Origin of the sequence: Actinospineispora acaciae DSM 45401 (genome assembly GCF_000620785.1) — a bacterium.
Lineage (GTDB): Bacteria > Actinomycetota > Actinomycetes > Mycobacteriales > Pseudonocardiaceae > Pseudonocardia > Pseudonocardia acaciae.
Genome location: NZ_JIAI01000001.1, coordinates 443577 through 464653, shown reverse-complemented (window position 1 = coordinate 464653; position 21077 = coordinate 443577). Strand labels below are relative to the sequence as shown.

Annotated in this window: 18 protein-coding genes; 10 read left to right on the top strand and 8 right to left on the bottom strand. The window is 72.2% G+C overall.

The window, feature by feature from the left end; all coding sequences use genetic code 11:
* Nucleotides 1-44 precede the first annotated feature (44 nt).
* The 3 genes from N912_RS0102315 to N912_RS0102305 all read left to right on the top strand — a co-directional run bounded on the left by N912_RS0102315 (nucleotide 45) and on the right by N912_RS0102305 (nucleotide 4674).
* On the top strand, nucleotides 45-1514 hold the full coding sequence (locus N912_RS0102315; protein WP_028921152.1) for an aldehyde dehydrogenase family protein: 1470 nt from the start codon (nucleotides 45-47) through the stop codon (nucleotides 1512-1514).
* Nucleotides 1515-1612: 98 nt separating this feature from the next.
* The gene (locus N912_RS0102310) at nucleotides 1613-3127 is read left to right on the top strand and encodes an APC family permease (RefSeq protein ID WP_028921151.1); all 1515 of its coding nucleotides are present in this window, start codon (nucleotides 1613-1615) and stop codon (nucleotides 3125-3127) included.
* Nucleotides 3124-4674, top strand: coding sequence for a GMC family oxidoreductase (locus N912_RS0102305; protein WP_028921150.1), 1551 nt, complete (start codon nucleotides 3124-3126; stop codon nucleotides 4672-4674). The genes N912_RS0102310 and N912_RS0102305 overlap by 4 nt, the downstream gene beginning before the upstream one ends.
* Nucleotides 4675-4728: 54 nt before the next feature.
* Here the strand turns inward: N912_RS0102305 and N912_RS0102300 are convergent, their stop codons facing one another.
* Nucleotides 4729-5352, bottom strand: coding sequence for a sugar transferase (locus N912_RS0102300; protein ID WP_281176251.1), 624 nt, complete (start codon nucleotides 5350-5352; stop codon nucleotides 4729-4731).
* 341 nt (nucleotides 5353-5693) lie between these two features.
* On the opposite strand from N912_RS0102300, the gene N912_RS0102295 reads away from it, so the two are divergent.
* From N912_RS0102295 to N912_RS0102270, 6 genes are read left to right on the top strand one after another with little or no spacing between them, the layout of a single operon-like run.
* Nucleotides 5694-6446 (top strand): SDR family NAD(P)-dependent oxidoreductase, encoded by a 753-nt coding sequence (locus tag N912_RS0102295; RefSeq protein ID WP_037063296.1) that lies wholly within the window; start codon nucleotides 5694-5696, stop codon nucleotides 6444-6446.
* A gap of 13 nt (nucleotides 6447-6459) precedes the next feature.
* Nucleotides 6460-7605, top strand: a complete 1146-nt coding sequence (dgoD, locus tag N912_RS0102290) for a galactonate dehydratase (protein WP_028921147.1) — start codon at nucleotides 6460-6462, stop codon at nucleotides 7603-7605.
* Nucleotides 7606-7612: 7 nt separating this feature from the next.
* Nucleotides 7613-8452 carry an SMP-30/gluconolactonase/LRE family protein gene (locus tag N912_RS0102285; protein WP_028921146.1) on the top strand — a complete coding sequence of 280 codons (840 nt, stop codon included), beginning with the start codon at nucleotides 7613-7615 and terminating at the stop codon, nucleotides 8450-8452.
* A 31-nt stretch (nucleotides 8453-8483) separates the two neighbouring features.
* Nucleotides 8484-9404: a ketopantoate reductase family protein gene (locus tag N912_RS0102280; protein ID WP_028921145.1), complete on the top strand. Its 921-nt coding sequence runs from the start codon at nucleotides 8484-8486 to the stop codon at nucleotides 9402-9404.
* Nucleotides 9401-10012: an NAD(P)H:quinone oxidoreductase gene (gene wrbA, locus N912_RS0102275; RefSeq protein WP_028921144.1), complete on the top strand. Its 612-nt coding sequence runs from the start codon at nucleotides 9401-9403 to the stop codon at nucleotides 10010-10012. Before N912_RS0102280 ends, wrbA begins: the two co-directional genes overlap by 4 nt.
* Nucleotides 10013-10066: 54 nt before the next feature.
* Nucleotides 10067-10984: an LLM class flavin-dependent oxidoreductase gene (locus N912_RS0102270; protein WP_028921143.1), complete on the top strand. Its 918-nt coding sequence runs from the start codon at nucleotides 10067-10069 to the stop codon at nucleotides 10982-10984.
* 55 nt (nucleotides 10985-11039) lie between these two features.
* Here N912_RS0102270 and N912_RS0102265 read toward each other — a convergent pair whose 3' ends face one another.
* The 6 genes from N912_RS0102265 to N912_RS0102240 all read right to left on the bottom strand — a co-directional run bounded on the left by N912_RS0102265 (nucleotide 11040) and on the right by N912_RS0102240 (nucleotide 18272).
* Entirely contained in the window at nucleotides 11040-13010 is a 1971-nt protein-coding gene (locus N912_RS0102265; RefSeq protein ID WP_028921142.1) for a primary-amine oxidase, read from the bottom strand.
* A 29-nt stretch (nucleotides 13011-13039) separates the two neighbouring features.
* Nucleotides 13040-14605, bottom strand: coding sequence for an APC family permease (locus N912_RS48980; RefSeq protein ID WP_084210527.1), 1566 nt, complete (start codon nucleotides 14603-14605; stop codon nucleotides 13040-13042).
* 153 nt (nucleotides 14606-14758) lie between these two features.
* Nucleotides 14759-15400 carry a class I SAM-dependent methyltransferase gene (locus N912_RS0102255; RefSeq protein WP_028921141.1) on the bottom strand — a complete coding sequence of 214 codons (642 nt, stop codon included), beginning with the start codon at nucleotides 15398-15400 and terminating at the stop codon, nucleotides 14759-14761.
* A 133-nt stretch (nucleotides 15401-15533) separates the two neighbouring features.
* Nucleotides 15534-16475: a cupin domain-containing protein gene (locus N912_RS48975; protein ID WP_051579465.1), complete on the bottom strand. Its 942-nt coding sequence runs from the start codon at nucleotides 16473-16475 to the stop codon at nucleotides 15534-15536.
* Between the two features lie 474 nt (nucleotides 16476-16949).
* Nucleotides 16950-17156, bottom strand: a complete 207-nt coding sequence (locus N912_RS0102245; protein WP_028921140.1) for a DUF397 domain-containing protein — start codon at nucleotides 17154-17156, stop codon at nucleotides 16950-16952.
* A 66-nt stretch (nucleotides 17157-17222) separates the two neighbouring features.
* Entirely contained in the window at nucleotides 17223-18272 is a 1050-nt protein-coding gene (locus tag N912_RS0102240) for a methyltransferase domain-containing protein (RefSeq protein WP_028921139.1), read from the bottom strand.
* A 43-nt stretch (nucleotides 18273-18315) separates the two neighbouring features.
* On the opposite strand from N912_RS0102240, the gene N912_RS0102235 reads away from it, so the two are divergent.
* Entirely contained in the window at nucleotides 18316-19425 is a 1110-nt protein-coding gene (locus tag N912_RS0102235) for a winged helix DNA-binding domain-containing protein (protein ID WP_028921138.1), read from the top strand.
* Here the strand turns inward: N912_RS0102235 and N912_RS0102230 are convergent.
* The gene (locus tag N912_RS0102230) at nucleotides 19406-20896 is read right to left on the bottom strand and encodes a FadR/GntR family transcriptional regulator (RefSeq protein ID WP_028921137.1); all 1491 of its coding nucleotides are present in this window, start codon (nucleotides 20894-20896) and stop codon (nucleotides 19406-19408) included. The genes N912_RS0102235 and N912_RS0102230 overlap by 20 nt on opposite strands.
* Nucleotides 20897-21077 lie beyond the last annotated feature (181 nt).

The window sequence follows — 21077 nt, the reverse complement described above, 5'->3', positions numbered from 1 at the left end:
TTGTGCGACATGCAACGAGATCCGTCGTCGTGGAGGGATCCGCCGTGCCGAGCCTGTTCATCGACGGGGTGTGGACCGAGGCGCACGGCACCGCGCGCGACGAGGTCATCAACCCTTACGACCAGAGCGTGGTGCGGACCGTCGAGCGCGCCGGCGCCGAGGACGTCACCGCGGCCGTGGCCGCCGCGAAGGCCGCGTTCGCCGGCGGCGACTGGCCGTCGACCCCCGCCTCGGCCCGGGCCGAGCTGCTGCACGCCGTGGCCGGGCTGCTGGTCAGGGACAAAGACGAGATCGCGCACATCGAGACCACCGACACCGGCAAGACGCTGGCCGAGAGCCAGATCGACGTGGACGACGTGGCCGCCGTGTTCCGCTACTACGCCGCACTCGCCGACAAGGACCCCGGACGGCTGGTGGATACCGGCAACCCCGCCGTGCTCAGCCGGGTGGTCTACGAGCCGGTCGGCGTCTGCGCGCTCATCACGCCGTGGAACTACCCGCTGCTGCAGCTGTCCTGGAAGGTCGCGCCCGCGCTGGCCGCCGGCAACACCGTGGTGATCAAGCCCAGCGAGGTCACCCCGCTCAGCTCGATCAAGCTCGTCGAGCTGCTCGCCGAGGCCGGCGTCCCGCGCGGGGTGGTCAACCTGGTGCTCGGCGACGGCCCGTCGGTGGGCGCGCCGCTGGTGTCGCACCCCGATGTGGACCTCGTGTCGTTCACCGGCGGGCTGGCCACCGGCCGGTCGATCATCCGGGCCAGTGCGGAGACGGTGAAGAAGGTCGCCGTCGAGCTGGGCGGGAAGAACCCCAACATCGTGTTCGCGGACACCGACTTCGACACCGCCGCGGACTACGCGCTGACCGCCGCCTTCCTGCACTCCGGGCAGGTCTGCTCGGCCGGCGCCCGGCTGATCGTGCAGGACTCGCTGCACGACGAGTTCGTCGCCGAGCTGGGCCGCCGCGCCGAGCTGATCCGGCTGGGCAACGGGCTGGATCCGGCCTCCGAGGTCGGCCCGCTGGTCTCCGCCGCGCAGCTGGCCAAGGTCGAGGACTACGTGGCCTCCGCGCTCGCGCAGGGCGCCAGGCTGGTCGCCGGCGGGCGCCGCCCGGACGAACCCGAGCTGGCCAAGGGGTTCTTCTACCGCCCGACGGTGTTCGCCGGCTGCCACCGGGACATGCGGGTGATCCGGGAGGAGACGTTCGGGCCGATCCTCACCGTGGAGCCGTTCGCCGACGAGGCGCAGGCGATCGCGCTGGGCAACGACACCGAGTACGGGCTGGCCGGTGCGGTGTGGACCAACGACATCGGGCGGGCGCACCGGGTCGCGGGCGCGCTGCGGCACGGCACGGTCTGGATCAACGACTTCCACCCGTACGTGCCCGGCGCCGAGTGGGGAGGGTTCAAGCGATCCGGGAACGGCCGCGAGCTGGGCCCGACCGGGCTGGCCGAGTACCGCGAGGCCAAGCACATCTGGCACAACACCGCTCCGGCGCCGCTGAGGTGGTTCAAGGGCTAAGCGCGACCCGCACCGGGCGAGAAGCAACCAACTGCAGAGCGCTCATCGAGCCTCGCCGGCGTGTGAGGCGAGAACACGGCAAGAACAGGGGTGACGCAATGACGCGTGCACAGGACGAGTCCGAGCACGGGCTCGCGGAGTTCGGGTACAGCCAGTCGCTGGAGCGCAGCATCGGCAAGTTCGCCAGCTTCGCCGCCGGCGTCAGCTACATCTCCATCCTCACCGGCACCTTCCAGCTGTTCTACTTCGGCTTCAGCTTCGGCGGCCCGGCCTACTGGTGGTCGTGGCCTATGGTGTTCGTCGGGCAGGTCATGGTGGCGCTGTGCTTCGCCGAGCTGGCCGGGCGCTACCCGGTGGCCGGCTCGGTCTACAACTGGTCCAAGCGGCTGGCCGGGCCGACCACCTCCTGGCTGGCCGGCTGGGTGATGTTCACCGCCTCGGTGGTCACCATCGCCGCGGTGGTGCTGGCCTACCAGGTCACGCTGCCGCAGATCTGGTCGGGCTTCCAGCTGGTCGGGGACGGCACCGGACCCACCGACTTCGCGGTCAGCGCGGTGATCTGGGGCGCGGTGCTGATCCTGTTCACCACGGTGGTGAACGCGTTCGGCGTCAAGCTGATGTCGCGGATCAACAGCACCGGCGTGTTCGTCGAGCTGATCGCCGCCGTGCTGCTGGTCGTGCTGCTGGGCATCAACATCGTCAACCCGCCGTCGGTGGTGTTCGACACGCAGAACCTCGGCGCCTCGCACTCGGGCGGCTACGCCGGGGCGTTTCTGGTCGCCGCGCTGGCCTCGGCGTACGTCATGTACGGCTTCGACACCGCCAGCTCGCTGGGGGAGGAGACGCTCGACCCGAGGCGGACCGCGCCGTCGGCGATCCTGCGCGCGGTGATCGCCTCGTTCGTGATCGGCGGGCTGATCCTGCTGTTCGGCATCCTGGCCGCGCCGAACCTGGCGGACCCCCGGCTGGGCAGCGGCGACGGCGGCCTGCAGCTGATCGTGTTGACCGCGCTCGGCGGCGGCCTCGGCAAGGTCTTCCTGATCGCCATCATCGTGGCCATCACCGTGTGCGCGCTGGCCGTGCACACCGCCGCGATCCGGCTGATGTTCGCGATGGCCAGGGACAACGCGCTGCCCGGCGGCGCGCGGCTGGCCAAGATCGATCCCAAGCGCAAGACGCCGGTCGTCCCGGCAGTCCTCATCGGCGTCGCGGCCGTGCTGATCCTGGTGGTGAACATCGGCAGCCGGTCCATCTTCACGGCGGTCACCAGCGTCGCGATCATCATGATCTACATCGCCTACCTGCTGGTCACCGGGCCGATGCTGGTCAAGAGGCTGCGCGGGCAGTGGCAGGGGTCGGGCGGAGAGTACTTCTCGCTCGGCCGGTTCGGGCTGCCCGTCAACATCATCGCCGTGGTGTGGGGCGCGGGCATGGCCGTCAACCTGGCCTGGCCGCGCCCGGAGGTGTACGGGGAGGGCGCGCTGAGCTGGATCGCGTTCATCTTCATCGGCGCCGTGGTGCTGGTCGGCCTCGCCTGGTACCGGGTCAAGGGCCGTCATCAGCTCGGCTGCCTGCCCGAGCACCGGGCGAAGGACCTGGAGAAGGCGCCGTGACCGACTTCGACTACGTGGTCGTCGGCGGCGGGTCGTCCGGGTGCGCGCTGGCCGCCCGGCTGTCCGAGGACCCGTCGGCCACCGTGTGCCTGCTCGAGGCCGGCCCCTCCGACGTCGACGACCCGGCGATCCTGCGGCTCGAGGACTGGATGGCGCTGCTGGACTCCGGCTACGACTGGGACTACCCGGTGGAGCCGCAGCGGCGCGGCAACTCGTTCCTACGCCACGCCAGGGGCAAGGTGCTCGGCGGCTGCTCGTCGCACAACTCGTGCATCGCGTTCTGGACCCCGCGCGAGGACCTCGACGAGTGGGCGGCGATGGGCTGCACGGGCTGGAGCGCGGAGGAGTGCTGGCCGCTGATCCGCAGGCTGGAGACCAACGACGGGCCGTGGGAGGGGCACGGCCGCTCCGGCCCGGTGAACCTGCGCCAGGTCCCGCCGGACGACCCGTGCGGGGTCGCGCTGCTGGAGGCCGCCGCCGCGGTCGGGCTGCCCACCGTGCGGTTCAACGAGGGCTCGACCGTGTGTGAGGGCGCCGGGTTCTTCCAGATCAACGCCGCGGCGGACAACACCCGGATGTCCTCCTCGCACGCCTACCTGCACCCCGTCCTGGGCCACCGGCCGAACCTGGAGGTCCGCACCGAGGCGTGGGCGGCGCGGCTGCTGTTCTCCGACCGTCAGGCCACCGGCGTGGAGTACCGGGCCGGCATCGGGCCGGGGGTGGTCACGGTGGGCGCGCGCCGCGAGGTGATCGTCTGCGCCGGCGCGATCGACACCCCGAAGCTGCTCATGCTCTCCGGCATCGGCCCGGCCGGGCACCTGCGGGAGTTCGGCATCGACGTGCTGGTCGACGCGCCCGGCGTCGGGGCGAACCTGGACGACCACGTCGAGGGCCTGGTCATGTGGGAGGCGGCGCGGCCGATGGTCACGCGCTCCACGCAGTGGTGGGAGATCGGCCTGTTCACCAGGACCGAGCCCGGGCTGGACCGGCCGGACCTGATGATGCACTACGGCAGCATGCCGTGTGACTGGAACACCGTCCGGCACGGCTACCCGACCACCGACAACGGCTTCTCCCTGACGCCCAACGTGTGCCGGGGCCGCTCCCGGGGCACGGTACGGCTGCGCAGCCGCGACTTCCGGGACCGGCCCAGGGTGGACCCGCGCTACTTCACCGACCCCGACGACCACGACATGACTGTCATGCTCACCGGGGTCCGCCTGGCGAGGAGGATCGCCGAGCAGCGCCCGCTCAAGGAGTGGGTGGGCCGCGAGCTGGCGCCCGGTCCCGACGCCGTCACCGAGGACGAGCTGGTCGACTACGTCATCAAGACCCACAACACCGTCTACCACCCGGCCTGCACGGCCAAGATGGGGCCGGCGGACGATCCGCTCGCGGTGGTCGATCCGGAGCTGCGGGTGCGCGGGGTGTCCGGGCTGCGGGTGGCCGACGCGTCGATCATGCCGTTCCTGCCGGCGGTCAACCCGAACATCACGTGCATGATGATCGGCGAGAAGTGTGCCGACCTGGTTCGGGGCGCGGCCTGAGTGTGCCGGAATCCGCGACTCAGTGTGCTGAGAGCCCCGACTCGCGGGCGGGTTTCAACGCGCGCTGCGGTCCTTGAGCATGGACGGGATGGTGCGGACCAGGATGGAGAGGTCGCCTACCAGGCTGCGGGAGCGGACGTAGGCCACGTCCAGGTGCAGCATCTCCAGGGTGCCCATGGTGGAGCGGCCGGAGACCTGCCAGAGGCCGGTCAGGCCGGGGCGGACCGAGAACCGGGCCTGGAACTCGGCCGGGAACATCAGCGCCTCCCACTCCAGGCACGGGCGCGGGCCGACCAGGGACATGTCGCCGAGCAGCACGTTGATCAGCTGTGGCAGCTCGTCCAGGCTGGTCTTGCGCAGGAACGTGCCGATCTTCGTCACCCGGGGGTCGCTGTCGAGCTTGTAGCTGCCGTTCGACGAGGTGTCCTCGCCGCGCAGCTCGGCGGCGATCATCTCGCGCAGCAGCTCGTCGCTCGCGCCCTCGCGCATGGTGCGGAACTTGTACATGGTGAACGCGCGGCCGCCCAGGCCCACCCGCCGCTGCCGGAACAGCGCCGGGCCACCGCTGGAGAACCGCACCAGCAGCCCCACCACGACCAAGGGCACCGCCAGTACGAGCAGCGCCAGTGTGGCAACCGTCATATCGAGAACACGCCGTGCAACCGCCGCCCACGACACGGCTGGCAGCACACCCCGGAGCCCGGCATCGCGGGCATCGCCGCCAAGGGTGACCATCGCACTCTCCCGCTGTTTGGGAACGCGCTGTTCGACCGGCCGGCCAGCCAGCTCACCCATTCGGTGGGCCGCTCGCCGTGAGTCTGCTGTCGTCACCACGTTAGGGTGACATAGAGAACTGCAAGTACTCAAGTGAGATACGAGACATTCCCCGATTTGGTCACTGTGCGTAAGAGCAGCGAAAACCGCGCGACGTCTCTCACCCTCAGACGTCACGACCGCTCTCGTTATACGAAACGAGGCACGGGCGCGAGGTGTTCCTGATCCGGGTACGTTCGTGCGCGATGGAGCGGCGGCTGGACGGGCGGGTGGCGGTGGTCACCGGGGCGGCGCGGGGCATCGGCGCGGCCACCGCCCGGCGACTGGCCGCGGACGGCGCCGCCGTGGCGCTGTTGGACGTGACCGATGCCACAGAGGTGGCCGGTGCGATCACGGCGGCCGGCGGGCGCGCGGCGGCGATCCACTGCGATGTGAGCTCCGAGTCGGGCTGGGCGGCGGCGGTGGGCAGGTGCCGGTCCGAGCTCGGTCCGGTCGACATCCTGGTGGGCAACGCCTACGCGGTGGACGTGCGGCCCGCGCACGAGACGTCGCTGGCGTCCTGGGAGCGCCAGCTCGCGGTCAACCTGACCGGCGCCTTCCTCGGGGTGCGGACCTGCCTGGACGACCTGCGCCGGCGCCGGTCCGGGGCGGTGGTGCTGACCTCCTCGGTGCACGCGATGTTCGGGCTGCCCGGCCGCGCCGCCTACGCCTCGACCAAGGCCGGCCTGACCGGGCTGGCCCGCCAGCTCGCCACCGAGTACGGCCCCGACCTGCGGGTCAACTCGGTGCTGCCCGGTCCGGTGCTCACGCCGGCGTGGGACGGGATCGGCCCGGAGGACCGCGACCGCACCGCCGAGCAGACGGTGCTCGGCCGGCTCGGGCGGCCCGACGAGGTGGCGGCCGCGATCGCGTTCCTGGTCGGCGACGACGCCTCCTTCGTGACCGGCGCGTCGCTGGTCGTGGACGGCGGCTGGAGCATCTACAAGACGTCGTCCTGAGGGAGGGGCCGCGATGAAGATCACCGAGGTCGAGACGTTCCTGGTGCCGCCTCGGTGGCTGTTCTGCCGGGTCGGCACCGACGCCGGGCTCGTCGGGTGGGGCGAGCCGGTGGTGGAGGGCCGCGCCGGGTCGGTCCGGGCCGCCGTGGACGAGCTCACCGACCTGCTGATCGGCAGCGACCCCCGGCGCATCGAGGACCTCTGGCAGGCCATGACCAAGGCCGCCTTCTACCGGGGCGGCCCGGTGCTGTCCAGCGCGGTCGCCGGCATCGACCAGGCGCTGTGGGACATCCTCGGCCAGTCCCTGGGCGTGCCGGTGCACCAACTGCTCGGCGGGGCGGTGCGCGAGCGGGTGCGGGTGTACGGCTGGATCGGCGGCGACGAGCCGTCACAGGTGGCCGACGCGGCCGCCGAGCGGGTCGCGGCCGGGCTGACCGCGGTGAAGATGAACGCCAGCGGGCGCATCGGGCGGATGCCGACCGCCGCCGAGACCGCCGGCGTGGTGAACCGGCTGGCCGCCGTGCGCGAGGTGATGGGGGAGGACCGGGACGTGGCCGTCGACTTCCACGGCCGCTTCACCGTGGCCGCCGCCCGGCGGGTGATCCCCGAGCTCGCGCCGCTGCACCCGCTGTTCGTGGAGGAGCCGGTGCTGCCCGAGTACACCCACCGGCTCGCGGATGTGGTCGCCGCGTCGCCGGTGCCGGTGGCCACCGGGGAGCGGCTGTTCTCCCGCACGGACTTCCTGCCGGCGCTGCGCGCGGGCGTGGCAGTGGTTCAGCCCGATCTCTCGCACGCGGGCGGCGTCTCCGAGGTGCGCCGGATCGCGGCGCTGGCCGAGGCCCACGACGCGCTGCTCGCGCCGCACTGCCCGCTCGGGCCGATCGCGCTGGCCGCCAGCCTGCAGGTCGCGTTCGCCGCGCCGAACTTCCTGATCCAGGAGCAGAGCATCGGCATCCACTACAACGCCGACGCCGAGCTGCTCGACTACGTGCTGGACCGGGAGTCGTTCGCGTTCCCGGACGGCTTCATCGCCCGGACCGACGCGCCCGGGCTGGGGGTTCGGATCGACGAGGCGGCGGTGCGGCGCGCGGACCGGGCCGGGCACCGCTGGCGCCCGCCGGTGTGGCGGCACCCCGACGGCTCGCTCGCGGAGTGGTGAGGTGGATATGTCCTGGACTGCGCTCCCGGGGGAGCGGTTCGCGCTCGGCGAGGGCCTGCGGCTGGTCGGGGGCCGGGTGGTGATGGTGGACATCCTGTCCGGCCGGCTGCTGGAGCTGCCCTCCGGCCTGGACGGTGAGCCGCGCACCCTGGTCAGGCTGGACGAGCCGTTGGGGGCGGTCGCGCCCAGGGCCGGCGGAGGGTGGATCGCGGCGGCCGGGACCGGGATCGCGGTGCTCGCGCCGGGGGCGGGCCTGGAGTGGCTGGCGCGGCCGGAGGACGGGGCCGCCCAGCGGATGCGGATGAACGACGCGGTGGCCGACCCGCACGGGCGGTTCTGGGCCGGGTCGATGGCCTACGACGAGGTGCGCGGCGCCGGCTCGCTGTACCGGGTGGACCGCGACGGCGCGGTCACCAGGGTGCTGGGCGGGATCACCGTGCCGAACGGGCCGGCGTTCTCCGCCGACGGGCGGCTGATGTACCTGGCCGACAGCGCCGAGGGCGTCATCTACCGGTTCCCGCTCGACCCGGACACCGGTGAGCTCGGCGAGCGGGGTGAGTTCGCCCGGCTGGCCAACGGCAGCCCGGACGGAATGCTGGTGGACGCGGACGGGTTTGTCTGGTCGGCGGTCTGGGGCGCCGGCGAGGTGCGGCGGTTCGCCCCGGACGGCATCGTGGACCGTGTGCTGCCGGTGCCGGCGACCCAGCCGACCAGCGTCTGCCTGGCCGGCGGCACGCTGCTGGTGACCTCGGCGACGGTCGGCCTGGCCGCGCCGGGGGAGTACGACGGGGCCGTGCTGCACACGCCGGTCCCGTTCGCTGACGTCGTGAGCGGCGTGTACGGCTAGCGCCTGCTCACGGACCTACGGAAGGGGAGACGTGCGGATCCTGGTGGTGGGGGCCGGCGCGACCGGCGGCTTCTTCGGCGGACGGCTGGCGCAGGCGGGCCGGGACGTCACGTTCCTGGTGCGGCCGGGGCGGGCGGCCGTGCTGCGTGAGCGCGGGCTGCGCATCGTGGGCCTCGGCGAGAACACGGTGCTCGAGCCGCGCCTGCTGCTGGCCGACCAGATCGACGGTCCGTACGACGTGATCCTGCTCGGGGTCAAGGCGGCCGGGCTGGAGAACGCGATCGCCGACCTGGCGCCGGCGGTCGGCCCGGACAGCCGGATCGTGCCGATGCTCAACGGGATGCGGCACGTCGACGTGCTCTCCGAGCGGTTCGGGGCGAGCGCACTGGGCGCGGTGGCCAAGGTGATGTCCACCGTGGACTCCAACGGCGACATCGCCAGGCTCGGCGAGCTGCGCAGCCTGTCCTACGGCAGCCTGGACGGGCGCCCCGACCCCCGGCTGGACGAAGTCCACGACGCCCTGACCGGCGCCGGGTTCGACACCGCGGTCTCGTCGGACATCGTCGGCGACATGTGGTCGAAGTGGGCGTTCATCGCCAGCGTCGGGGCGGTGACCTGCCTGATGCGCGGCACCGTCGGCGAGGTCAACGCCGCCCCGGGCGGCACCGAGTTCGCCGAGGCGGTGGTCGCCGAGTGCGCGGCGGTGACCGCCGCGGCCGGCCACCCCGTCCCGGACGCCGACCTCAAGGCGATCTCCGCGACAGTCACCGCCGAGGGTTCGCCGCACACCTCGTCGGCCTATCGCGACCTGGCCGGCGGCCACCCCGTCGAGGTCGAGCAGATCTTCGGTGACCTGGTCGCCCGGGCCCGCCGGCTCGGCGTGCCCACGCCGCTGCTGGACCTGACCACCCTGCACCTGCGCGTCCACCAGGGCCGGGTGGAGGGCCGGTGACCACCCCCAAGATCGCCGTGGTGTTCTACAGCGCCACCGGGAACGTGGCGGCGCTGGCCGAGGCCGTCGCGGACGGGGCGCGCAAGGAGGGCGCCGAGGTCAGGGTCCGCCCGGTGCGCGAGCTCGCGCCGCCCGCCGCGGTGGCCAGCAACCCGCGCTGGCAGGCCTGGGTGGACGACAACCACTACGACGAGCACGCCACCCTGGACGACCTGGAGTGGGCGGACGGCATCGCGCTGGGCAGCCCCACCCGGTTCGGCGGCCCGGCCGGCCAGCTCAAGGAGTTCCTGGACTCCACAGGCGGCCTGTGGGCGAAGGGCAAGCTCCTGGACAAGGTCGGCACCGCGTTCACCAGCTCGTCGACCAAGCACGGCGGCCTGGAGTCCACGATCCTGGCGATGAACAACGTGCTCTACCACTGGGGCGCGATCGTGCTGCCGCTCGGCTACTCCGACCCGCACATCATGGAGTCCGGCAACCCGTACGGCGGCTCGTTCGTGTCCCGCAGGTCGGCGGCCCCGGACGAGGAGGCGCTCGCCGCGTGCCGGGTGCAGGGCGCCAGGCTGGCCCGCATCACCCGCTACGTGGCCGCCGGCCTGGCCGGCTGACAGCCGCTCGGGTGTCATGGGGCACCTTATGGCCGGGGGCCATAAGGTGAGCGCATGCGGTTCGGCATCTCCATCCCCCAGTTCATCGCGGACGGCGAGTTCGACCCGGCCGCTCAGCGCGAGTACATGCAGCGGGCCGAGGAGCTCGGCTTCGACAGCGCGTGGACCCAGGAACAGATCCTGGGTGCGACGCCGCAGCTGAGCCCCATCGAGTCGATGACCTACGCGGCTGCCTGCACCGAGCGGATCCGGCTGGGCTGCGTGGTGTTCGTGACGCCGCTGCACAGCCCGGTCCACCTGGCCAAGAGCCTCAGCTCGCTGGACCAGATCAGCCGGGGCCGGCTCGACGTGGGGATCGGCACCGGCGGCCAGGGGCGGATGTTCTCCGCGTTCGAGGTCGACCCGACCTCGCTGGTCTCCCGGTTCACCGAGGGACTGCGGCTGATGAAGGAGCTGTGGACCGAGCCAACGGTGAATTTCGACGGCCGGTTCTGGCAGCTCGAGAACGCGGCCATGGAGCCCAAGCCGTTCCAGAAGCCGCACCCGCCGGTCTGGTTCGGCGCGAACCACCCGAACGCGGTGCGGCGCGCGGTCCGGCTCGGCGACGGGTTCTTCGGCGCGGGCTCGTCGACCACGGCGGAGTTCGTCGACCGGGTCAAGCTCGTGCGCGAGACGCTCGCGGAGTCCGGCCGGGAGCCGGGCGAGTACCCGATCGCCAAGCGTGTCTACATCGCACTGGACGACGACGCCGAACGCGGCCGCCGCCGGATGGCCGAGGGCCTGGTCCGGATCTACGGCGACTTCGGGCGCAAGCTGGAGCCCGTCGGCGTCACCGGGCCTCCGGAGGCGTGCATCCAGGGCCTCCGCGAGGTCGCCGACGCCGGCGCCGAGCTGATCCTGCTCACCACCATCGACGACCCGCGCGACCAGATGGAACGCCTGGCCGCCGAGGTCATCCCGCACGTCAACTGACCCCGTGAGTGGCTAGGGCCGCCATGGCGGCCTTAGCCACTCACGGGTGCGCGCGTCAGTCGGCGTGGCAGGCGGCCCCGTTCGCGGCGGTGGGGGGTACGTCGAGGGCCGGGTTGCCGTCGAAGAAGCCGGTCGGGCGGAGCATGAAGCCGATGCTGGTCACCGGCATGACCGGCCAGTCCTCCGGGCGGACCACGTGGTGCGCGCCCATCGTGTACCAGACCACCAGGTCGGTGCCGTCCAGCGGCCGGTCGCCCTCGACGAACTTCGGCAGGCCGTCACCGCCGGGGTTCTGGTTGGGGTAGTCGCCGGCCGGGAACCGCTGGTCCTCGTCGTAGGCGGTGACCCAGAGCTGGTGCGCGGCGAACCCGGCGCGCGGGGCGAACACCGCGTCCGGGGAGTACATCCGGGGCGCGCTGGCCCCGGGCATCAGCGAGTACGCGGTGGCCTCGCCGAGCGCCGAACGCGCCGACGGGTTCTCGATGCGCCAGTACCGGGCCCGGTTCGCGTCGGCGTCCCGCTGCGCCACCGCCTCGCTGGCCAGCACCGTCCGGACCGTCTCCCAGGCGTTGCCGTGCGGGTTGTCCGGCCCGGGCGGGCTGGGCTGGGAGTCGACCTCGACGACCCGGTTCACCGGCCCGTCCACCGCCATGTCCAGCCGCACGCAGAAGAAGTGCTGGTGGTTCGGCCCGTACAGGCCGGGGGCGACCAGCTCGCCGTGCTTGGGCCGCTCGCCCGGCGGCAGCGCGCCGGTGGAGATGACGCCGGTCAGCTTGACCTCGTACTCGATGGTGGCGTCGTTGTACAGGTACCAGAAGTAGCCGTACTCGTAGTTGCCGACCGTGACGACCGTGGAGATCACCAGCCGGCGCCGCCGCCGCACCTCGACCGCGCCGGAGCGGAAGTCGGTGTGCTTCCAGCCGATCCCGACGTCCTCCTCGTGGATGCAGATGGCGTTCGGGATGGTCACCGGCTCGCAGTCCTGGTTGTTGACCACGCCGTCCAGGTACTGGATGTGGCCGACGCAGTCGCAGCCGAGGGTCAGCGAGTTGGCCAGCCAGCCGATGCCGTACTCGCCTTGGTCGAACACGTTCTTGAACCGGTGGGTGGGCGCCGGGTCGCCGTAGGGCACGTACATCTCGGCCAGCGACGCGCGGTAGACCACCGGGCGCAGGGTGCCCCTGTCGTCGTAGCCGACCTGGTGCAGCACCAGGCCCTCGCGCGGGGTGTAGCCGATCCGCAGGCGCCACTTCTGCCAGCTCAGCGCGTGCCCGTCGACGGTGAAGCTGGGGCCTTCGGGCTGGGTGATCTCGATCGGCTTGACGTCGTCGCGGTCGCGCTCGAAGGCCGGCACGTTGTCCGGGTCGTGCTTCCACTTCGCCTCGTAGTTGCCCGGCTTGGGCGGGAACGGCACCACCCCGTGGTCCTGCACGTCGACGACCTCGCCGGCGTCCAGGTCGACGATCACGATCAGGCCCTCCACCGGGCGGGCGTAGCCGTGCTCGCCCGGCGCGGCGCGCAGCCAGGTCAGCGGGCGCAGGATCCGCCTGGCGGACGGGTGGTCCTCCGGGCCGGTGTAGCTGGACGCCCACGGGTCGATCATGGTCAGCGAGAAGTCCTCCACGCCGCGCCGGCGCATCGCCTCCTGCCAGCGCGGGTCGGACCGGACGATGTCCTCGCAGGCCTCGAACTCCTCGGCCATGATCGACGGCTGCACGCCCTCCACCGCCCGCCAGGACACCAGCTCGCCGGCGCTGAGCGAGACCACCGCCTCGTAGGTCCGCTTCTCGCCGCGCTCGTACAGCGTGACCGCCGCCTCCCGGGGCAGCGGGTCGTCGCCGGGCGACCAGGCCAGCACGTCGGCCTTCGGCGGCTCGTGCAGGGTGACGAACACGAACCTGGCGGTCTTGCCGAGGCCCTTGAGCTCACGCAGCAGCGCGCCCGCGGCGGCGATCTCCTCGGCGCGCAGCGGCTCGAGCGGGTGTGCGGCGGCGGTGGTGGTCGGACGTTCGGAGACAGCGGTCATCGTTAGCGCTCCTCAGTAAGTGGCCACACTCAGTGCAACCTGGAGTCGGGCGTGGCGTCAAGCTCCGGATCGGCGAGGCTGAAGTGGCCGAGATCGGCGTAGCGGTCCGGGCGCCGGGTCCGCATCACCGCGGCGATCACGACGCCGACCACGAAGATCGTCACAATCACCCAGGGCAGGAACGTGATGAACGGGACGCCCTCGGCGCCGGCGAGGGTGTCCCGGTTGGCCACCAAGAGCCAGCAGGCCCCGACCATGGCCGCACCGCCCAGGATCGGCGCGACCAGGGTGCCGAACCAGCGGAAGCCGTCCCTGGCGGTGGTCAGGAAGTAGCGGACGATCGCCACACAGACCAGCGCCTGCACCGCGAGGATGCCCAGCACGCCCAGCAGCGGCGACCAGGTGCCGAGCTTGAGCAGCGCGCCCTCGGTGCTCGGGTCGTAGAGCACGAAGCCGAGCCCGTACAGCGCGGCGATGCCGGTGACCGTCATGGACGCCACGGCCGGGCTGTGCCGGCGCGAGGTGCGGGCCAGCACCGGCGGCAGCACGTGCTCGCGGCCGAGCGCGAACAGGTAGCGGGACGCGGTGTTGTAGAACGCCATCGCGCAGGCGAACGAGCTGGTCACGGCGAGCAGCTGGATCACGGCGGTGAGCGGGGAGCCCACGTACCTGTCCGAGAGCGGGTAGAACGCCGACGCGTACACCCCGTGGAACTGGTCGTACACCGCCTTGACCGAGCTCTCCAGGCCCCAGCCGGTGACGTAGGCGTAGGAGACGAACATGTAGAACACGCCCAGCCCGATCACCGAGGCGTAGGTGGCGATCCTGGCGATGCGGTGCGGGTCGCGGGACTCCTCGGCGTAGTTCGGGGCCATCTCGAACCCCACCCAGGACCAGAACGCCGCGAACAGCGCGATGCCCGAGCCGGCCACCCCGAACACCTTGATCGCGCCGGCGTTGCCGAACACCTCGGCGGGGTTCAGCGGCGCGGGGGAGAGCCCCTCGGCGCCGCCGTGGGCGAACACCGCCACGCTCAGCACCACCATCGCGAGCACCTCGGCCACCAGCGCAACGCCGAGCACCTTCGCGGTGAGCTCGATGTGCAGCCAGGCCAGCAGGCTCATGGCGGCGAGCGCGACCACCATGTAGAGCCAGGCCGGCAGCGCGATGCCGGTCCACGCCTCCACGGTGGTCGCGGCGAAGTAGCCGGTCACGCCGGTGGTGGCGCAGACGAAGAAGACGTAGCAGAGCCCGATGAGCAGCCCCGAGCCCACGCCGGCGATGCGGCCGAGGCCGCGGCTGATGAACGTGTAGAAGCCGCCGGCGGAGGTCACCCGGCGGGCCATCGCGATGTAGCCCACCGAGAAGATCGTCAGTGCCACCGTGGCGATGAAGAACGCCGAGGGCACCGAGTACCCGCCGCCCTGCACGGCGACCGGCACGTTGAACAGCATCGCCGCCATCGGCGCGGCGCCGGTCACGATGCAGAACAGCACCGAGGGCAGGCCCAGCGCCCGTTGGGCCAGCCGGCCGTGGCGGGGCGCGGCGGGTTCCACGACGGCCGTGCCACCAGCGGGGAAGGGTGTATCGGTCATGTCGACTCCACGGTGCTCGGTGAGCGACCGCGGTCGCTCCGCGCCGGCCCGCTCTTCGTTGAGCGGTGAACCAGTGAAGCACGAATGAGTGACCTTCTAAACCTTTCGTGTTTCCCGAAGGTTGCTGAATGTTACGAAGTGAGGCGCGTGGGGCTAGATGCGCCGCACCCGGGCCAGCCAGGCGACCAGGTCGGCGGGCCCGGCCGGCAGGCCGAGCTCGGCGGCCTCCCGCGCGTCGAGCATGACCCGGTACCGGCTGGGGTGCAGGCTCTCCAGGTCCCAGCCGTCGGTGGCGAAGGCGTCCCGGATCACCGAGTCGCCGATGCGCGGGCCGAAGCCGGGCTCGACGTCGGAGAGCGCGAGCACGTGCACCAGCGCGCCCGGCCGGCAGACCGACCACAGGCTACGGACGTAGGCGGCGCGGTCGGCGTCGTCGAACACGTGGAACAGTGCGCTGTCCACCACCGTGTCGAACCTGCGCGCGCCCGCCCACTCGTCCAGGCGCAGCGCGTCGGCGACCTCGAACCGGGCGGCGACACCGCGAGCGGCCGCGTTGGACTTGGCGCGGCGCACAGCGGTCGGCGAGAAGTCGATCCCGACCACGTCGTAGCCGTGCTCTGTCAGGTAGATGGTGTGTTCGCCGGTGCCGCAGCCCGGGTCGAGCACGGCGCCCTTGACCAGGCCGGTGCCGCGCAGCGCGACGACGGCGGGCTGCGGCGCGCCGATCACCCACGGCGGTCCGGCGTCGGTCTGGTACGCCTGGTCGAACAGGTTCAGGGGCGGGGTTGTCTCCACCAACGCAGGCTCCTCGCCGTAGTCACCGATCGGGTCGACGTCGACCGTAGGACCTCAACAGATGTTGAGGTCAAGTCGCGAAGAACCGGCGGGAGGTGGACCGCACCCCGCCGCCGGTTCGTCCGCTGTCGTCCTACAGCGTGACCGTGATCTTGTCCTTGTCGTCCAGCGGGACCACCCCGAGCGGGGCGTCCGGGTCGATCTTGTAGGACAGCACGCGCTTGTAGCCCTGCTTCTTCTGCATGCCGCTCTTGCGCCACGCGGCGGTCAGGCCGGCCTTGGCCCAGAACGCGGGGCCGTCCAGCGACCTGGACCGGGGCGTCCAGTGCGCCACGTTCCGCAGGATGCCGTTGCCGTAGTGCATGGCGTAGGAGCGCCGGATCTCGCTGCTCCAGTGCTCGGTGGTCAGCGAGATGCTGAAGTCGTCCAGGTTCTGCACCCGGTGCGGGCCGTTCAGCCCCCAGTGCAGCATCTGGCCCGGCTCCAGGTCGTAGACCTCGGCGTACTCGTCGTACCACGGCTCGTAGGGCAGGTCCTCCATGGCGAGGCTGCGCACCACGTTCTCCACCTGGGTGGGCGGCAGGAACGGCTCGGTGTTCGGGTAGATCCAGATGCGCTTGCGGCCCCGGATCTGCCACAGCGACTGCCCGGGCACGTCGAAATGGTAGAACACCCGCGCGGTCGGCGAGGAGATCAGCATGCACATCTTGCGCTTGAAGGTCTTGAAGCCCGGCATCGTGGCCTCGAGCTCGGCGTACATCTGCTCGAGCAGCGCGGCGAACCGGGGGTCGGCCTTCTCCACGGCGATCAGGTTGATCCAGACCCGCCCGCCGCGCACCGCGTCGAGCACCTTGGAACCCGGCTGGCCGGCCCGGTCGACGTGGCCCCAGGTCGACACGTCGTCGCCCATGGTGGTGATGTCGAGGTCCCTCGGGTCGATCGACTCAATGATCTTGGCGAGCGACTCGTCGGAGAACAGGTCCTCGCGCTTGGGCAGCTCGTGGCCCAGCTTCACCGTGTGGTTGCCCCAGAGCTTGATATCACGAGGCGTGATGTTGTCGAAGACGCGTGGCACGACGAATTTCTCCTTGTGAGACTGTTACTAGTTTGCGAAGGCCAGGCTCTCCATGTCCAACGCAAATTGCTCGAAAGTGGTACCTCCTGGCGGGTGCGGCCGGGGGCGTCGAGGCGGCCCAGCGACCCGAATTCCGACAGTACTCCCGGCGCGCCGGACACCGCCGGGGGAAGACGCGTTCGCTCGCTCACGCCGGCGCGCACGAACCCCGGCCCGCCTCGGGGCCTTGCGGCGGCATCCGGCCCTGCCGTTTCGGCTGATCAAATACGGTGCGACGACGTCGCTCGGGATGCCCGGCGCGCCCCCACGGTGAGGCTCGGCGGCGCGGCGGGCGGCGGCTGTGACCCGCCGAACGGTGCCGTCGGGCGGACCGATGGTGATGGACTTGTTATTGAGGCCGATCTCAGAATTGCGTCAGCCTTGTGGTGAGCGCGACACCGTTCCGCCGCCCGTGCCCGAAACGTGGTGGACCGGTCAGATCAGGTCGTCGAACTCGCCGTCCCGACAACCCTTGATCCACGCGGCCAGCTCGGCGCGCGCGAACAGCACGGCCCCGGCGTCGGGGTCATTGCTGTTGCGCACCGCGATCGTGCCGCCGGGCAGCGCCGCCAGCTCGACGCAGTCGCCGTCGCGGCCGCTGAAGCTGCTCTTGCGCCACCGCACGTCGGTGGCCTCCAGCATCACGGCAGACCTCCTGAGTAGGTACGAAGACCACTCCGATCCTAGCCGTGGACACTGTCCACTATTTCAGCTTTCGCATATATAGAGGGCCGTCTGCGGGCGGGGGGAGTCGAGCACGCGCACGTCCCGGAAGCCGGCGTCGGCGAGCATCCGGTGCGCCAGCTCGCGGCCCCACAGCAGGCCCAGCCCGCCCTCGCCGTCCGCGCGCGAGGTGGGCAGGCAGAACAGCAGGCTGATCCCGTAGCCCATCGGCGCGTACGGGTTGTCGACGTTGTTCTCCAGGTGGCTGGAGTAGTTCCCGTCGACCATGACGAACACGCCGCCCGGGGCCAGCGCGGCGTGGACGGCCCGCAGCACGACCTCGGGCGCCCGCTGGTCGTGCACCGCGTCGAAGGCGGTGATCAGGTCGAACGGGGGATCGGCCGGCAGGTCGGCGGCGTCGGCGACCACGAACTCGGCGTTGTCCAGGCCGAGCGCGGCCCGCTCCGCCTCGGCCTGTGCGATGGCGGCCGGGGACAGGTCCAGCCCGACGAACCGGGAGGCCGGGAACTCGCGGGCCATCACGGTGACCGCGCGCCCGGTGCCGCAGCCCAGGTCGAGCACCCGGGCGCCGGCGCGCAGCCGCTCCAGCAGGCCGGGCACCGCGCCGAGGAACCCGTCGACCAGGTGCTCGTCGTAGATGTTGCGCCAGTTCTCGCCCAGCGAGTCGCCGGCCGCCACCGCGAACTCCGCGAACGGCACCCCGCCGCCCTCGGTGAAGCAGCGCCGCACGCTGGGCAGCACGGCACCCAGGTTGGTCAGCATGCCGGCCACCGGGCCGACGTTGGCCGACCGGGCGCCGGTGAGCAGCGCGGCGTGCTCGGCCGGCAGCGTGTAGCGCGCGGTGCCCGGTTCGTACTCGAAGATCCGCCCGGTGACCATCGCGCCCAGCCACTCGCGCACGTACCGCTCGTCCAGCCCGGCCCGCCCCGCCAGCTCGGCGCAGGTGGCCGGTCCGCCGGCCGCCGCCTCGAACAGCCCGGTCTGATGCCCGATGCCGATCAGCATGGTCAGGACGTTGCCGGTGAGCAGGTCGAGCAGGCGCTCGCCGAAGGCGCGGGTTCGTTGGGGGTCCACGGGTGGTCAGTCTCCCTCGGCCCCGGCGGCCATACTGGGTCGGGTGACCCGCGACGTGCTGGGCGTGCGCGCCCTCAACCGTGCGCTGCTGGCCCGGCAGCTGCTGCTGGAGCGGGTGCGCCGGCCCGTCCTCGACGTGCTGACCCATCTGGTCGGCCTGCAGGCCCAGGCGCCGGACGCCCCCTACTACGGGCTGTGGTCACGGATCGACGGGTTCGCGCCCGACCGGCTGGCCGGCCTGCTCACCGACCGGAGCGCGGTGCGGGCCACCATGATGCGGGGCACCCTGCACGCGGTGACCGCCGAGGACTGCCTGGCGTTTCGCATGCTGGCGCAGCCCACGCTGGAGCGCGAGGTGCGGACCAACACCGACTTCGACGGGCACCTGGTGGACGGGATGGCGGTGGCCGACGTGCTCGCCGCCGGGGCCGACCTGCTCGCCGAGAAGCCCAGGACCGTCGGCGAGCTCCGTACCGAGTTCGCGGCCCGCTGGCCCGACCGCGACCCGAAGGCGCTGAGCATCGCCGCCCGCGCGCTGGTCCCGCTGGTCCAGGTGCCGCCGAGGGGGATCTGGGGCGTGGGCGGGCTGCCCCGGCTGGCCCCGGTGGCGTCCTGGCTCGGGCGGCCGGTGCGCGCCGACCCCGACCCCGGCGAGCTGGTGCTGCGCTACCTCGCGGCGTTCGGGCCGGCCACCGTGCCGGACATCGCGACCTGGTCGGGGCTGACCGGGGTGCGCGAGGTCGTGGCCGGGCTGCGCGAGCGGCTGTGGGTGGCGCGCGACGAGCGCGGGCGCGAGCTGTTCGACCTGCCGGACGCGCCCCGGCCGGACCCGGGCACCCCGGCGCCGGTGCGGCTGGTCGCGCCGTTCGACAACGTCGTGCTCGCCCACGCCGACCGGAGCCGGATCGTCCCCGAGCGGCACCGCCACGAGCTGGCCAGCAAGAACGGCATCGTGCCGGGGACGGTGCTGGTGGGCGGGTTCGTGGCGGGCGTGTGGGACATGACCCGGCGGCGCGGCGAGGCGCCCCGGGTGGGCCTGCGGCTGTTCGAGCCGCTCGACGACCGGGCCGCCGAGCGTCAGCTGCGGGACGAGACCGACCGGCTGGCGGCGTTCGCGGGGGCTTCCGAGGGGGCTACTGCCACCACTCGGTGAGCAGCTCCAGGTGCCGGCGCATCCGGTGCCGCGCCAGGCCGCCGTCGCCGGCCAGCAGCGCCTCCACGATGCCCTGGTGGGCCGCCACGATGTTGCCGTCGGCGGCCGGGGCCGGGCGGGGCGCCGTCTCCTCGCCGACGATCTCGTGCTGCCTGGCCCACAGCCTGATCAGGATCCGGACGAACAGCGCCAGCACCGGGTTGCCGGACAGCTCGGCGAGCTCGATGTGCAGCTGGTGGGAGGCCTCCATGCGCGCCCCGATCCCGCCGCCCGCGCCGAACGCGGCGCCGTTCGGGCCGCCGTGCAGCATGGCGCGCAGCCGGCGGGCGACCTCGGGCTGGGAGGCACGGGTGGCCACCCGGTCCACGCAGGCCAGCTCCACGGCCTCGCGGATGACCCGCAGGTGCTCGATCTCGATGCCCTGGAAGCCGAGGTAGAGCGCCATCGCCTCGATGCTCGCGCTCGGGTCCGGCTCCGCCACGACAAGGCCGCCGCCCGGCCCGCGCCGCATCCGGGCCACCGAGTGGTACTCCAGCAGCCGCACCGCCTCGCGCAGCACCGCCCGGCTCACCTCGAACTTGTCCAGCAGCGCCGCCTCGGAGCCGATCACCGAGCCGACCTCCCAGCCGCCGCCGGTGATCTCGCCCAGGATCCGTTGCGCCACCACCTCGGCGAGCTTCTGGTCCTGGGTGTGCGAGGGCGTCGGGGTGGCCCAGATCGAGCTGGCGGTCTCGGCGGTGCTGGGCCGCCAGTACCGCAGGAACTCCGCCACCGCCTCCAGGTGCTGCAGCGCGCGGAACTCGGCCCTGGCGCCCTCGCCGGCCACCACCGCGTTCACGATCGCCTGGTGCGCCTCGTGCGCCTCGGCCAGCGCCGGGTGGGACGGATCGGGCAGGTAGGCCATGGACCCACGGGAGTAGCGCCAGGTCAGCCGCAGCAGGACGTCCACGAACAGCTGCAGCGCCGGGTTGCCGGACAGCTCGGCCAGCACCAGGTGCAGTTGCTCACGGGCGTGCGCGTCGCGGCGCGGGCTGGCGGCTGCCTCGGCGTCCAGCACCGCGCGCAGCCGCCCGATGCCGGCCTCGGTGATCTGCTCGGCGGCCAGCGCCACCGCCAGCGGCTCGATCATCAGCCGGGCCGCGAGCAGGTGTTCCAGGGTGGTGCCGACGAACTCCAGGTAGACCACCACCGCGCTGGTGGCCGCGCCCGCGTCGGGCTCGCGCACCACCAGCCCGCCGGCCGGACCCCGGCGCATCGCGGCGACCTGGTGGTGCTCGACCAGCCGGATCGCCTCGCGCAGCACCGCCCGGCTGACCTGGTACCGCTCCCTCAATTCGGTCTCGGAGCCGAGCATGGTGCCGACCTGCCAGCCGGAGCGCACGATGTCCCGCTCGATCTGCCTGGCCACCCGCGCGGCGAGCTTCCCGGTGCCGACGAGGTCGGCGGTCTCGGTCTCGACGGACCCGGGCACGGCCGGGACTCGGTGCGCGGTCGGCTGAGCTGTCAGACGAGCGTCGAAGTCGGCGATCAACTGTGGCTCCTCGGGCTCACGGGCGGGCCATTCTATGCGGCGCGCGCCGGTGGATCGTCGCCGTTCACGCCGATATATCGCCCAATCGGATGCTGCCCCGCTGGGCACGAAACGTACTCTG